This window comes from Mycobacterium sp. NGS19 (assembly GCF_059813155.1).
In genome coordinates this window covers 496,294-510,408 of the sequence record NZ_JCALEB010000002.1, presented here as the reverse complement: position 1 = coordinate 510,408, position 14,115 = coordinate 496,294, and the positions used below count along the sequence as shown (strand labels likewise).

At 65.2% G+C, this 14,115-nt stretch carries 12 protein-coding genes and 1 tRNA gene; 7 read left to right on the top strand and 6 right to left on the bottom strand.

All coding sequences use genetic code 11. The annotated features are described in order from the left end of the window. Nucleotides 1-4 precede the first annotated feature (4 nt). Both AC5Y4N_RS07805 and AC5Y4N_RS07800 read right to left on the bottom strand, forming a co-directional pair. Nucleotides 5-511, bottom strand: a complete 507-nt coding sequence (locus AC5Y4N_RS07805) for a hypothetical protein (RefSeq protein ID WP_499905228.1) — start codon at nucleotides 509-511, stop codon at nucleotides 5-7. A gap of 10 nt (nucleotides 512-521) precedes the next feature. Continuing rightward, nucleotides 522-2,645, bottom strand: a complete 2,124-nt coding sequence (locus AC5Y4N_RS07800) for a glycoside hydrolase family 183 protein (RefSeq protein ID WP_499905230.1) — start codon at nucleotides 2,643-2,645, stop codon at nucleotides 522-524. A gap of 767 nt (nucleotides 2,646-3,412) precedes the next feature. On the opposite strand from AC5Y4N_RS07800, the gene AC5Y4N_RS07795 reads away from it, so the two are divergent. Then, nucleotides 3,413-4,078 (top strand): VldE C-terminal domain-containing protein, encoded by a 666-nt coding sequence (locus AC5Y4N_RS07795; RefSeq protein ID WP_499905235.1) that lies wholly within the window; start codon nucleotides 3,413-3,415, stop codon nucleotides 4,076-4,078. A 116-nt stretch (nucleotides 4,079-4,194) separates the two neighbouring features. Here the strand turns inward: AC5Y4N_RS07795 and AC5Y4N_RS07790 are convergent, their stop codons facing one another. Both AC5Y4N_RS07790 and AC5Y4N_RS07785 read right to left on the bottom strand, forming a co-directional pair. After that, complete coding sequence (locus tag AC5Y4N_RS07790; protein WP_499905240.1) at nucleotides 4,195-4,497, bottom strand: WGxxGxxG family protein; 303 nt, start codon at nucleotides 4,495-4,497, stop codon at nucleotides 4,195-4,197. 428 nt (nucleotides 4,498-4,925) lie between these two features. After that, nucleotides 4,926-5,846, bottom strand: a complete 921-nt coding sequence (locus AC5Y4N_RS07785; RefSeq protein WP_499905243.1) for an alpha/beta hydrolase — start codon at nucleotides 5,844-5,846, stop codon at nucleotides 4,926-4,928. 102 nt (nucleotides 5,847-5,948) lie between these two features. Between AC5Y4N_RS07785 and AC5Y4N_RS07780 the strand changes: the two genes are divergently transcribed. Continuing rightward, nucleotides 5,949-6,509 (top strand): TetR/AcrR family transcriptional regulator, encoded by a 561-nt coding sequence (locus AC5Y4N_RS07780; protein ID WP_499905246.1) that lies wholly within the window; start codon nucleotides 5,949-5,951, stop codon nucleotides 6,507-6,509. Between the two features lie 231 nt (nucleotides 6,510-6,740). Here AC5Y4N_RS07780 and AC5Y4N_RS07775 read toward each other — a convergent pair whose 3' ends face one another. Next, nucleotides 6,741-7,286, bottom strand: coding sequence for a TetR/AcrR family transcriptional regulator (locus AC5Y4N_RS07775; protein ID WP_499905250.1), 546 nt, complete (start codon nucleotides 7,284-7,286; stop codon nucleotides 6,741-6,743). A 187-nt stretch (nucleotides 7,287-7,473) separates the two neighbouring features. Here AC5Y4N_RS07775 and AC5Y4N_RS07770 point away from each other — a divergent pair, with 187 nt between their 5' ends. Next, nucleotides 7,474-8,694: a cytochrome P450 gene (locus AC5Y4N_RS07770; protein WP_499905252.1), complete on the top strand. Its 1,221-nt coding sequence runs from the start codon at nucleotides 7,474-7,476 to the stop codon at nucleotides 8,692-8,694. Nucleotides 8,695-8,796: 102 nt separating this feature from the next. Here AC5Y4N_RS07770 and AC5Y4N_RS07765 read toward each other — a convergent pair. Continuing rightward, nucleotides 8,797-8,870 (bottom strand) — tRNA-Gly (locus AC5Y4N_RS07765). 153 nt (nucleotides 8,871-9,023) lie between these two features. Between AC5Y4N_RS07765 and dcd the strand changes: the two genes are divergently transcribed. The 4 genes from dcd to AC5Y4N_RS07745 all read left to right on the top strand — a co-directional run bounded on the left by dcd (nucleotide 9,024) and on the right by AC5Y4N_RS07745 (nucleotide 14,115). Next, nucleotides 9,024-9,611 carry a dCTP deaminase gene (gene dcd, locus AC5Y4N_RS07760; protein ID WP_499905254.1) on the top strand — a complete coding sequence of 196 codons (588 nt, stop codon included), beginning with the start codon at nucleotides 9,024-9,026 and terminating at the stop codon, nucleotides 9,609-9,611. A 225-nt stretch (nucleotides 9,612-9,836) separates the two neighbouring features. Next, nucleotides 9,837-11,414: a DUF7159 family protein gene (locus AC5Y4N_RS07755; RefSeq protein ID WP_499905256.1), complete on the top strand. Its 1,578-nt coding sequence runs from the start codon at nucleotides 9,837-9,839 to the stop codon at nucleotides 11,412-11,414. A gap of 74 nt (nucleotides 11,415-11,488) precedes the next feature. Next, complete coding sequence (locus AC5Y4N_RS07750) at nucleotides 11,489-12,823, top strand: UDP-glucose dehydrogenase family protein (protein ID WP_499905261.1); 1,335 nt, start codon at nucleotides 11,489-11,491, stop codon at nucleotides 12,821-12,823. Between the two features lie 5 nt (nucleotides 12,824-12,828). Continuing rightward, complete coding sequence (locus AC5Y4N_RS07745; protein ID WP_499905265.1) at nucleotides 12,829-14,115, top strand: cytochrome P450; 1,287 nt, start codon at nucleotides 12,829-12,831, stop codon at nucleotides 14,113-14,115.

Genomic DNA, 14,115 nt, shown 5'->3' with positions numbered 1-14,115 from the left:
AGGGTCAGCCGACCTTCTGCCACAGACAGACGCCGCTGAGCTCGATGGTGAACATCAGCGGCACAACGCGAAATCTCAGCGGCTGTCCGGGTTGGCCGGTCGCGACCTGCGGTGCGCCGACTGTGCCCGCGCTGACGACGCCGACTTGTTCAGCCTTACACGTGGTGTCCGGGTCTTGCGGGGTGGCAGTCCAATCGCCGGATTCCATCTCGCGGTTGGGCTGCCCTTCACCGTGCAGGATCATCTTCGGCCCGAAGCTGAACCAACGGTCACCGCTCGGGTAAGGGTCGTCGAACACCTGCCACTGATAGCCGCCACTCGCTTGCCTGCGGCATTGCAGATAGGTGGTCACGCGCGCCTGGTAGTCGAGCAGCTGCGTCAGCGCACCGCTGAGGCTTTCCGAACACGACGAACCTGGTTGTGGCACAGGGGGTTCAGCGTGTGCCGCTGGCGCCACGGCAACCGCGGCCACGACCGCCGATACCACCGCACTGCACTTGCGCTGCTTCATCGCCCGAAGGTCAGACCGAGAGCGCAGGGCTGGGAACCAGGTTCGTCCTGGTCAAATCGGTGCGCATCAGCCGCACCTCGTAGTTGTCCCACGTCGACAGATTCCAGTAAAGGTACTTCTGGTCCTCCGGCGCGAGGTTGGCCGTGCCCGACCACGGATGGATCATCGGGGCATACAGCCCTGGCATCTGCGCTGACGTGACCAACGTCGTTGGGGCCGACCATGTTCCCTGCGGAGTCGTCGCGGTGCGCACGACGATGTTGTTGTTTCCGTCGCCGTACATCATCACGTACTTGCCGAGGTACTCGTTGTACTGCACCGACATCTCGCTCACCGAGGGGGTCGTCTTGAATCCGAACAGTCCCAACAAGCCGGGGGCCGTCGTCTTCGGCAGGATCGCCGTGGCGGCCGAGGGCTTGTTGGCCACCCACGTCTTTCCGTTCCAGTACTCGTATCTGGTCTGGTCCAGGATCTCGGCCTCTTTGACACGCGACAGGTACACCGTTCCGGTACGTCCCGCCGGCGTTCCGTACGAGTAGACGTATCCGTCGTTCACCAACTGCCCGTTGGCATCCCGCACGGCCTGACCGTCCGCGCCGATCTGCACTCCCTTGACGTAGGCGCCCTGCTGGAAGTGCTGGTTACCGGACACGAAGGGCTTGCTGGCGTATCCATAGCCCGCGGGGCGGATGCTGGAATCGGCGACTTGCCATGTCTGCCCATTGTCGTCGGAGTACGCGATGCCCGAGTAGTTCGTCGTCCACTGGCCCGGCGAGCCCCACTTGCGCACGGACATGAAGTCCACGTACTGGCGGGTGTGGCCGTCGGCGTCGGTCACCGAGATGCCGGCGGTCGGGATGATCGTGGTTTCGGTGCCCTTGGCGTAGCCCTTGATGTTGTTGCGGTCGACGATCTCCTTCGGGTCGATGCCCTCCGGCGCGATCGTCGACGCACCGCTGAAGATGTCTCCCTTTACGCTGTTGGGCACGTACATGCCGTTGTTGAGGGTGGCGTCGGGAGTGCGCAACAACGTGTTCATCCGCCAGAAGCCGGTGCGCGCCGGGTAGGGGTTTCCGAAGGTGTCGCCGAATGCGATCAGGACCTGGTGCTCGTTGACCGGGGTGGTGGGATCGTCCTTGATTCCGTTGTCCCACATGGTGCCAACGTCGGTGCCGCCGATGCCGAAGCGGACGTCGGTCTTGTTCAAACCGCCAGGCCCTGTCACGTATTCGATGAAGTCCGTGGTGGCGCTGATCGCCGTCGGCGTCTTAGTCGTCCCCGGATACGGGTCGACGGTGACGGCCGCGGTGGGCGCCATCAGAGCAGAGGTGGGCGTCGTATCGGTGAGCAATGCGGTGGTGACCGGCGCGCTGCTCGTCGTCGTGACGCGCGCGGCCTCGGCGAACTTCTGCTCGGTCTCCCGGCGTGCTGCCAACGCGAGCAACGTCAACGCGATCGGACCTCCGACGGGACCGCCGGGGACGGTGCCGGCAAGTGGGCCGATGCCCAAGACCGATAAGGCGTTTGCGAGCACATTGGCGGTCGTCGGCGCCGCCGGCTTCGGCTCGGCCACGATCTGCGGCGCGGACGCCGGAACTGTCGCCGGAGCAGCCGACGCCTTCGACGCCTTGTACGCCGTCGTCAATGCCGTTGCAGCGAAGGTCAATTGGCGCTGGGGCGCAAGTGTGCTCGAGGTGATGTCATGAGCTGCACTGGTGACAGTGCGGGCGTCGACTGAGGACGACGGCGACGCAAGTCCGCTGTTCGCAGTGTCAGCCGTGTCTGCCGTTGCGCCGTTGGACGACGATCGCTTCCGAAGCGCAACCTTGTCGCCGATGGTGAGCCGCGTCTTCGTCGGCGTCTGTGCCGCGGTGGGGGAGTCGGAGTCCTGCGACGGCGACTTCTGCGCGTCCTGCTGCGGGGCGAGTCCGGAGCGGATCTTACTGAACGTGTCGGCCACTCGGCTCAGCGTGTCGGTGATGCGCTGGCTGCTGAGTGCGCCGCCGGAGCTGACCACGTCACCCGGTTTCGCCGGCGGTGTCGCAGCAGACGAACCAAGACTGGTCTTCGATGTCGACGACGAATCGGTCTTTGTCGACTCCTGCGCAGTGGCCGCCGTGGGTTTCTTCGCCACGGTCCCACCGGATTCCGCACCTGGGGTGCCTGTGCTGCCCTGACCTGAGTCGGATTGCGCGGATGCGTCAGAACCGGTCGGCGTGGCCGATGCCACCCCTTGACCGGTCACGACCGCGGCCCCGACGCCCAGCGCCACGGCCAATCCCCCTACGCGACCTATGCAAGCCGCAGCACCCATGATGTCCCCTCGATGATGCAGCCCCGACCCCGAAAAGGACTGTCTCACACCACAGCGCTGTTTGGTGTGAAAACAGTGACTTCGATCGGCGCTGTTCTACGATTCGTTGTTGCCCGCACCGCGCTGCCGCCGCGCAGTGCAGCAAGGCGTGCTCCGTTGAGCTGTGGAAGCGGCTTGCGGCAACGTCTGAATCGACTGTGGCTCTTGATGATTCGCTTGGGAGCCGAACTCGGTGCCGATGCCGTGCCGAGCAGCGTGATGAAAACGCCTGATGCATAGCGCATCCCCCAATGCGTCGGAGCAGGTTGAGATGCGCGGGGCCGGGGTGAAGTCCCTCAGGCGATCAGCGGGTTCGAATTGCGGGCGGCCACGATGGCGTTGTCGATCGCCGGGGCGTCGGCGGGGCGGCGTCTGAACGCGGACGGTCGGCAGCCAGCTGCGCGTCGTCTCAGACGTACTTCATCGCCTTCCCGGAAGTGCTGGACGCTGAGCCGAAGCCCCCGGTTCCGCTAGTGGCGGGCCCGCTGCTGGATGGCGCGCCGTTATGAAATTGTGATAAAGGCCCTTCACCTCGTATGGTGCTTGGCGTGGGCCGACACTCACTACCCAAGAGCCGACGGAAGCCGCCAGTCGGACTTGCGGCTTTCATTGCCCCGGCGGCCGTGCTTTTCGCCGCCGGGGGAGACATGCACACATCCACCGCGAGCGAGACGATCGAACCGGTAGTCGAGACACCTGGGCGGTGCTGCGCGGAGATCGTCGCGGCGGCACCCATGGTGCGCGCGTCAGCGTCGCTGATCCAGGTGGCAGAGGCGGACCCACCGGCTCAACCGGCAGCAGCGTCGAGATATCGGGTGGTTCAGTTACCGCAAGCGTTGCCCGCCGGAGTAGCACCTGAGCAGGGACTGCAGGTCAAGACGATCCTGACGGCCCGCAGCATCAGCGCGATATTCCCCGAGATTCACAGCATCGGCGGCGTGCGGCCGGATGCGCTGAGATGGCACCCCAACGGCCTGGCGCTCGACGTGATGATTCCGAACCCCAGCTCGGAGGAAGGGATCGAGTTGGGTAACCAGATCGTCGCGTACGTGTTGAAGAACGCCGATCGGTTGGGTATTCAGGACGCAATCTGGCGGGGTGTCTACTACACGCCGAACGGTCCGCAAGGAAGTGCGGCCGGCCACTTCGACCACGTCCACGTCACCACTATCGGCGGGGGTTACCCGACAGGCGACGAGATATACGTGCGCTGAGCTGCGGCTGTCGGACGTGCGACACCACATTCGACGCTTACGCCGATCGGCTGCGCTTGTTGCCCGACCGGGCTGCGCCGAATGTGGTGTCGCTACGTCGCTACGACGTGTGGCTCCTAGCGGACGCCGCCCCCGGGAGCGCCCGTCGTCCCGGTGGTTCCGGTGCCGCGGTAGGCGTCGTTTCGCCGCCGAAGGCCGAGCAGGCCGCCCAGACCGAGCAGCCCGATAAGGCCCCACAGGCCGTTCTTACCGCTGTCGTTGTCGTTGTCATCAGCTGCCACATAGCTGGTGGTGGAAGCAGGAGCGGGTTCAATGGCCGTGGTCGCGTGGGCGATGCCCGCACCCCCGAACAGCAGTGCCCCCGTCGTGGACATGATTGCAATTGCCTTGCGCATGACGATGTTCCCCTCGTTGGTCATGAGTCGGTCAGCGGGACGAACTCGAAGCAGCTTCTTTACTTCATCCGCTATGAACGACGTATCTGACGTCGTGGCGGGTCCTATACCCAGGACGTCATCATTGCGAAACAATTGGTCTCGGTGTGCGCGGCTGCCCGAGTGTGTTTGCGCCAGCCGCGCCAACCTGTCACTCAGTGGGCCTATAGGAGCTTCGTCAGGCGATGACTCCTGCTCGGCATACGTCACGCTGTCAACGAACGGGGCGATGCACTAGTCCTAACGCGTTGATACACACAGTATGGCGAGGCCCACGCCAACGTCATGGCGGCACTCGGTGCGTGGAGACAACGAAACCCGAAGAGGGGCAACGTGTACGTCTTCGGGGACCGGCTGTGGACTTGGACGCGCTGCGGGGTCGGGTGTCTGCCGGGTGGAGGGCCCGCCTGGCGTTACGGTCGCACCAGCGGGACGTGGCGGTTCAAGAAGTCGATCTGGTCAGCAATGATTCCCTCAAAGTGGGGTTCCAGGTACGGCTCAAAGTGGGAGCAGTCATAGGACTTCACCTCCCCGTTGGGGATGCGGGACACGATTCTTCGAGCCTTCGCATACGGGGTGACATCGTCCTTGATGGCCAGCTGCACCAATGTGGGTGCGGTGATCTTGGCGACGTGACGGGCCGGGGAGTACAGCGGCACCCGCAGGGCAATACGCGCAGCGACGTCGTTCTCGGCGAGCAGTTCTTCGCGCTTGTCCCCCGCCATCCGTTCGACGAGCTCGGCGGCCCCGGGGGAGGTCATCATCGCGACGTCACCCGGATAGCCAACAGCTGCGGTGCGGTAGGGCGGACGTCCCAGCCAGTCACCCACTTGGTCGCGCACACCCGCGAGAATCAACCGCGATACCAGCTTCGGGGATTGGGCGAACGCCGACGCTGGGCCGGAAACGTGCGGCACCTGCACGATTGCCGCAGCGAGGTCGTGGTCGTGGCTGGCCAGAACCAGGACGTGCCCGCCTCCGAAGGAGGAACCCCAGGCGACGACGCGGGTGTTGTGGACACCGTCCAGGCTGCGGGCGTAGGCGATGGCAGCCCGCCAGTCCGCTTGCTGGGCCTTGATGTCCAGGATCCGGCGGGGCTGCCCGCCGGATGCACCCCAGAACCGGTAGTCGAACACCAGCACGGCGTAACCGGCCTCGGCGAACCGTCCGGCGTAGGCGTCCAGGCGCAGCTCGCGGAACGCGGCGAACCCGTGAGCCATCACCACGATCGGCGGATTCTCAACGCCCTCGGGCCGGTAGAGCCACGCCGCGCAGGGTGTGGCGTGGGACGTGAAGGTCACGTCGTGTCGGACATAGCTGAATAGCTGGTTCACGTCCTCGCCTCCCTTCGGTATCTTGAATGCTGTTCAAGAACTTAGCGCTCTCTTGAATGGCATTCAAGACACTGTGACCTAGACGGCAGTCGGGAGGGCGGAATGGCGCGGAACAAGCGCCCGCAGGCCGCCGACGAGAAGCGTGCAGAAATCGTCGCAGCGGCACGACGGCTGTTCATCGATGCTGGCTACGACGCCACCTCGATGAGCCGCCTGTCCAAAGAATCCGGGGTGGCGCCCAATACCATCTACTGGTACTTCGGGGATAAGGACGACGTCCTGATCGCTGTGCTCGAGAGCGTCATGGCCGACGTCTGGCCGCAGTACCAACAAGTTGCGACCGAACCGATCGCCGCCCGACTGCTGTGGGTGGTTCGCCAGTTACACCAGATGAGCCGCCTCGTGACGACGGTGCACGCCCGCGTCGAACATTCGGCCGCTATCGCCGAGTGGCATCACAACTTCCATCTGATCACCGGTGCCCTGGCCCGTTACGAATTAGAGACCGCGGGAGTCTCACCTGCGACTGTGGAGGCCGAAGTGATGATCGGCATCTTCACCATCGAAGGGCTCCTCATGCACGACCTGAACGAAATCGAGCAACGCGCCATCTGCGACGCCCTGGCTTCACGCTGGACCACTCCCTGGCCGCACTCGTCCTGAGCGGGAAGTTGACGTGAGGTCTGGTGCCCTTGCGGTGACGCCCACGCCCCATCAGCTGACAATCTCGTGCTGTCCTCGCCGCTAGCCCTGATGAAACTGCGGTCCTTCGTGCGGAGTTGGACCTACGTGGACGGTAGTGGATTCGCTCGGATCGCAAGGAGTTGGCCGTGAGTTGTGCCGACGTCGTGACAGCGACATGAGCCCGCCGCTCAAAAGGCCGAAGCCGCCCCGTCAGTTGAATGCTGGTGCGATGAAGCGCCGCACTATCTGGTGTTCCAGTTCGCTGTCGCCGATTGGCCAGACCGCCAGCGCCATGACGACGCGGACGATCCATTGGGCCGCCTGCGGGTCGTCGTCGGTTATGCCGGTGAGGTCGGCGGCGAGACGACCCAGCACCGGCGACGAAGGAAGCTCGGTCAGATCACGACCGGCGCTCAAGCCCATCATCATTTGGCGTATCGGATCGGATCGAATGTGTTCGAGTGCGACTGTGATTGCCTTTACCACTCGCTCTGCGCCACTCAGGTCTTTCACGGCACGTCGGACCGAGTCGACGATGCGGGCCGCCAGGCGCAGTAGAACGGCGTCGCGGATCTGGGCTTTGCCTCCGGCGTAGCGGTAAATAGTCGCCCGCGAACAGTGCACTCGTGCGGCCAAGGCGTCCATGTCGAAGGCGTCCAGTCCGTCCCGCAAGACGAGGTCGGTAGCCGCGGCATAAATTCGGTCTGCGGCTGCCGTACGCCGCTCGCCGCCAAGGAGCCAATCGTCTCGGGCCAACGGATCATTCCCTCCTAAAGGACGATCCATATCGTCTCAGACTTGAGACGAAACCAGCAGCAGATCTCAGCATTTATGCACGGTGGAGGATGCAACCTGAGACGGCCGCCATGCGAAGCGTCCAGGCTGGATTTCAACTTCTCCAGACTGGTTGACGCGCACTGTCGGGGCCGGTCAGCGTAGAGAAATGACGTCCCACAATGGCCAACTGGGCATTGAGTTGTTCGATGATGAGTGCATCCAAGACCCTTACCCTCTTTACCGGCGGATGTTGGACACAGCACCGGTGCATCAGATTGGCAATTCCGCTTTCTATGCGGTGTGCAGCTGGGATGCGGTTAACGACGCCATCGCTCGCCCCGAAGACTTTTCCTCGAATCTGACCGCGACGATGACCTATCAGCCTGGCGGCTCGGTGGGTGCTTTTGAGATGGAAGGGTTAGGCGGAAAGAGCCATGTGCTGGCCACCGCCGACGAGCCCGCGCATACGGCGCACCGGAAAGCGTTGCTTCCGCAACTGGCAGCGAAGCGTATTCGCGCCTTCGAGCCGTTCATCCGTGAAACAGCCGAGCGGCTCTGGAACGCCAACGTGCGAGACGGGCGCATCGAATGGATGGGCGCGATGGCAAACCGACTGCCAATGATGATCGTCGGGCGAATTATCGGCGTTCCGGACACTGACATCGACAAGCTCGTGCGGTGGGGATACGCGGCGACTCAGGTGGTCGAGGGCCTTGTCAGCCAAGATCAACTCAACGCTGCCGGCGTCGCCGTTATGGAACTCGCCGCATACATCACCGATCAGTTTCAGCAGGCCGCAGCGGACCCGCAGGACAACTTGCTCGGCGATCTGGCCACGGCGTGCGCGTCGGGTGAAATGGAAGAACTCACCGCTCAGGCGATGATGATCATTCTGTTCAGTGCCGGTGGCGAATCAACTGCATCGCTAATCGGTTCCGCTGCTTGGCTTTTGGCGACTCGACCCGATATCCAACAGCAGGTGCGCGAGCAACCGAAACTACTCGGCGCATTTCTTGAGGAGGTATTGCGCTACGAACCACCGTTTCGAGGCCATTACCGCCACGTCGTCAGCGACACGACGTTGTGCGGTGTAGAACTTCCGGCGGATTCGCACCTCCTGTTGTTATGGGGGGCGGCAAATCGCGATCCAGCCCACTTCGACGATCCCGATCGATTCCGACTAGACCGGTCCGGCGGAAAGGGTCACATCACGTTCGGCAAGGGCGCGCACTTCTGCCTCGGAGCCGCACTTGCGCGATTGGAAGCTCAGATTGTGATTGGTCAGCTCCTTGAGCGGACGTCAATGGTTGAAGCCGCCGAAACAGGGCGGTGGCTGCCGAGCCTCCTGGTGCGCCGCCTGGAAAGCCTCGAACTGGCCTGCGAATAGGCGGTCTTGTCGCCGACAAGGGACTTGCTCGGCGCACTCCGCGCCGACGGCCCGATGAGGGCCTACATTCGAATGGTTCAACAGCATTCGCGCTGGTAGACGTGGAGCCGATGACGGGAATCGAACCCGCGTTCTCAGCTTGGGAAGCTGATGTTCTGCCATTGAACTACATCGGCGCTGGTGCTGACGAAGGATAGCAATCCCAGCGGCTCGCTCGCCGTTGACTGTGCCGGTAGGGCGCAAAAGTGCGAGTAGGGCGCGCCCTGAGCGCACAGTCAGCGCAGTCGTGGCCGGCAGCCATGCCGCCACGCAGCCATTAGGCTCGACGAGTGCTGCTCTCCGACCGCGACATCCGCGCCGAGATCGACGCCGGCCGCTTGGCCCTCGACCCCTTCGACGACACGCTGGTGCAGCCCTCCAGCATCGACGTCCGGTTGGACAGCCTGTTCCGGGTGTTCAACAACACCCGCTACACCCACATCGACCCGGCCCTGCAACAAGACGAGCTGACGAGCCTCGTCGAACCGCTGCCGGACGAGCCGTTCGTGTTGCACCCCGGCGAATTCGTCCTGGGTTCGACGCTCGAATTGTGCACTCTGCCAGACGATCTCGCCGGCCGCCTGGAGGGCAAGTCGTCACTGGGCCGGCTCGGCCTACTCACCCATTCGACCGCCGGCTTCATCGACCCGGGCTTCAGCGGCCACATCACGCTGGAGCTGTCGAATGTCGCCAACCTTCCCATCACGCTGTGGCCCGGCATGAAGATCGGCCAGCTGTGCCTGCTGCGCCTCACCAGTCCGGCCGAGCATCCGTACGGCAGCGCCAAGGTGGGCTCGAAGTATCAGGGACAGCGCGGACCCACGCCGTCGCGCTCCTATCAGAACTTCATCAGCACATCGCCGGAACCCACTCAGTAGCGTGAACGCAGCCCGCGCTTCCATCGTGTATTACGAGTAGGGTTTATCCCGCAGGTTCTGCGGAGCCCAGCAAGTGCTGTCCACCGGTGACTTCGTCAAGATCAGCTAACGTCGGGGGATGTAACGCATCGGGCTGATCGTGCGATGAAGCCACTAGTTGACGAGCTTCTTGATGGATAACGCCCCAGCGGGCCTAAGCTAGATAGCAAACTAAATGGAGGGGCTGTGGACATCGTACTTGGCGTGTCGATGACACCCACGACGGTCCGCATGGTGCTGGTCGAAGGCGATAAAGCCGACGGTCTCACCGTCGATCACGACGTCTTCGACATCACGGCAGCTGAGGGAGCAGCAAACTCGAGTGCGGCCGATCAGGTGATCTCGGCCATCCTCGGGACTCAGCAGAGCGCTCTGGCCGGTGGACACCGGCTGATCACCACCGGCGTGACGTGGTCCGACCACAACGAGGCCAGCGCCCTGCGCGACGGCTTGGCCGCCCGCGGCATCGAAGACGTCATGCTCGTCTCCGAACTCCACGCGGCGGGCGCGCTCGCCCAGGCTGTCGGCCGGGCCGTCGGCTACGACAAGACCGCGCTGATGTTCGTCGAGCGCGACAGCGCGACGTTGTCGGTGGTCGAGACGCGCGACGGCTCGATCGTCAAGGTGGTGAACCGCGATCTGCACAGCGCCGACGCCATGGCCGTCATGGCGGACATGGTCACCGATCTGGACACCCACGAGCCCCGGCCCGGCGGCCTGTTCGTCGTCGGCTCGGGCGTCGACGTCACCTCCGTCAAGGAACACCTCGAGCAGCTGGTGACGCTGCCCGTGAGCGCCCCTGAAGACTCTGAGATGGCGCTTGCCCGCGGCGCCGCGCTGGCAGCCGCCAGTGCGCCGCGTTTCGAAGCGACGACGGTCGGGCTCGCGTACTCCCAAGATCCCGACGGCTTGCCGGCCGAGGACGCCTACCGAATCGACCCGGCGTTCGCGGCCACCCAGTTGCGGCCCGCCGGTGCCGTGGCGCCGGTAGTGGACGAGGACGTCGCCGCCGAAGACGAGACCCGGCGGCCATTCCTCCTCGTCGGCAGCACTCTGACAAGCATTTTCGTGGTGGGCGTCGTGGCGCTCGTCATCTCGCTGGCGGTGAGCATCAGGCCCACCGTCGATCAGCGGCCGAGTCCCGGTGAGAGCATCGTCGTGCCCAGCACCGCTCAACCGGCGCCGCCCGTCGCGCAACCGGCACCCCCACCACCGGCTGCCCCGGCACCCGAAACCATCAAGGCTCCGGTGCCCGTCGCGCAGGAGGCGCCGCAGGCGCCGCGGACCGTGTTCGTCCAGGCACCTCAGGCAGCGGCACCGGCGGCCGCACCGCCACCTGCGGCCCCCGCGCCCGCTCCTGCCGCGCCACCGCCCGCACCGGTGCCGGCGGCGCCGGCGCCTGAGCCCGTGCCCGCTGCGCCGGCACCGGTGATCGCACCGCCGGTGGTTCTGCCGCCCCCGATCATCCAGTTGCCGTGGCCGCGACCGGTGTACCGGCCGCCGTGGTATCCGCAGCAGCCGCCTACCAGCGAGCCGCAGACCCCTCCGTGGACTCCGCCGTCGAAGCCGCGATGGACGCCGCCGTCGCAGCCGCCGCCGGACTCGGATTGGCAACCGCCCGTGAACATTCCGCAGCAGCAGTACCCCCCGGTCAACCAACAGCCGGCGACCCCGCAGCAGCCGCGCAATCAGCAACCGCAGCAACCGTCGGGCCCGGTCGGCGGTCCCCGCATGCCGTCGTGGCCGTACTGGCCCGGCAGCTGACACGTAACCTCCCGTTGTCCTGACGCTTGGTGTCCCGACGCGGTTAGCTCACCCCGGGCCGCTATACCGGGGGTATGCGGTGCACCGTCTTCGGCACGGGCTACCTCGGCGCCACTCACGCCGCCGGCATGGCCGAGCTCGGCCACGAGGTGGTCGGCGTCGACGTCGACCCCGGCAAGGTCGCCAAACTGAACAGCGGCGAGGCGCCGTTCTATGAGCCCGGACTGCGGAAACTGTTGCAGGACAACATCTCGGCTGGTCGGCTAAGGTTCACCACCGACTACGACGACGCCGCCGAGTTCGCCGACGTGCACTTCCTGGGTGTCGGCACCCCGCAGAAGAAAGGCGAATACGGTGCCGACCTTCGGCATGTCCACGCGGTGATCGACGCCCTGGTTCCCAGGCTGAGCCGGCCTGCCGTCATCGTCGGGAAATCCACTGTTCCCGTCGGCACGGCAGCCGAATTAGTCCGGCGGGCAACGCATTTGGCGCCTTGGGGCGTCGATGTGGAAATCGCCTGGAACCCCGAGTTTCTGCGCGAGGGGTTCGCCGTTCACGACACCCTGCACCCGGATCGAATAGTCCTTGGCGTGCAACAGGATTCGCAGCGTACGAAGGCGGCGATCGAGGAGCTCTACGCACCGCTCGTCGAGGACGGTGTGCCGTTGCTGTGTACCGACCTGCAGACCGCCGAGCTCGTCAAGGTGGCGGCGAATGCCTTTCTGGCTACCAAGATCTCGTTCATCAACGCGATCTCGGAGGTGTGCGAGGCCGCGGACGCCGACGTCACTGTGCTCGCCGACGCGCTGGGCCACGACGCTCGCATCGGACGCAGATTCCTCAACGCCGGCCTCGGGTTCGGTGGTGGCTGCTTGCCCAAAGACATCCGCGCGTTCATGGCGCGGGCCGGCGAACTCGGCGCCAGCCAAGCCCTGACGTTCCTGCGAGAGGTCGACAGCATCAACATGCGCCGCCGCACCAAGATGGTGGAGCTCGCAACACGGGCCTGCGGCGGATCGCTGCTCGGGGCCAACGTCGCCGTGCTGGGCGCGGCGTTCAAACCCGAGTCCGACGACGTGCGCGACTCGCCCGCACTCAACGTGGCCGGCATGCTGCAACTCAACGGCGCGGCCGTCAACGTCTACGACCCCAAGGCCGTGGAGAACTCGCGACGCATCTTCCCCACGCTGAACTACTCGACTTGCGTCACCGAAGCCTGCCAGCGCGCCGACGCGGTGCTGGTGCTCACCGAGTGGCGTGAGTTCGTCGACCTCGACCCGGCCGAGCTCGGCGACGTCGTGCACGCGAAAGTGGTTGTGGATGGCCGCAATTGCCTCGATGCCGCGCGGTGGCGTGCGGCGGGCTGGCGGGTGTTCGCCCTGGGAAGGCGAGTCCCCGGCGTAGCCTGATCGGCATGAGACAGAGGATTCGCTGGCTCGCGCTGCACGGCTTCGTCCGCGCGCTGGCGTCGATCGGGTTGCGCAGCGGCGATCCGCAGGCTCGGATGATCGCCGATCCTGCCGTGAGGACCGACCCCATCGCGTTCATCGAGGAGCTGCGCTCCCGCGGCCGCATTGTCAAAGGCCGCGCGGTCTATTTGACCGTCGACCACGAGATCGCCCATGAACTGCTGCGCTCGGATGACTTCCGCGTGATCGAGCTCGGCGGCAACCTGCCCAAACCCCTGCGCTGGATCAACCAGAAGACCAAGACCGGCCTGCTGCATCCGCTGGAGCCGCCGTCGCTGCTGTCGGTCGAGCCGCCCGAACACACCCGCTACCGCAAGCTGGTGTCGTCGGTGTTCACCACCCGCGCGGTGGCCGCGCTGCGCGACCGCGTGGAAGAAACCGCCAAGGTGCTCCTCGACGACCTCGGCGAAACGCGCGGCGTCGTCGACATCGTCGCGCGGTACTGCTCACAGCTGCCGGTCGCCGTCATCGGCGACATCCTGGGCGTGCCCGACGAAGACCGCCCGCAGATCCTCGAGTACGGCGAGCTCGGTGCGCCGAGCCTGGACATCGGATTGTCGTGGAAGCAGTACAACCAGGTGTACCAAGGCGTCTCCGGTTTCAACGCGTGGCTGGCCGACCACCTCGAGAAGCTCCGCCGCAATCCCGGCGACGACCTGCTGAGCCAGCTCACCCTGGCCGCCGACGAGGACGGCCGGCTCACCGACCGCGAGCTGCAAGCCACCGCCGGCCTGGTCCTGGCCGCCGGCTTCGAAACCACAGTCAATCTGCTGGGCAACGGAATTCGCATGCTGCTGGAGAACCCCCAACACCTCGCCACGCTGGCGGCACGCCCGGAGTTGTGGCCCAATGCGGTCGAGGAGATTCTGCGGCTGGATTCCCCGGTGCAGTTGAGTGCGCGGGTCGCACGGCGCGACGTCGAGATCGCGGGCACGACGATCCCGCGCGGCGAGCTGGTGGTGATCTATCTGGCCGGTGCCAACCGCGACCCGGCCGTGTTCGACGACCCACACCGCTTCGACATCGAGCGGCCGAACGCCAACAAACACCTGTCGTTCTCCAGCGGCAGACACTTCTGTTTGGGCGCCGCATTGGCCCGCGCTGAAGGTGAAGTGGGCCTGCGCTCGTTCTTCGACCGCTACCCCAACGCGCGGCTGGCCGGCAGCGGCAGCCGCCGCGATACCCGGGTGCTGCGCGGCTGGGCGTCATTGCCGATCATGTTGGGTGCCTGA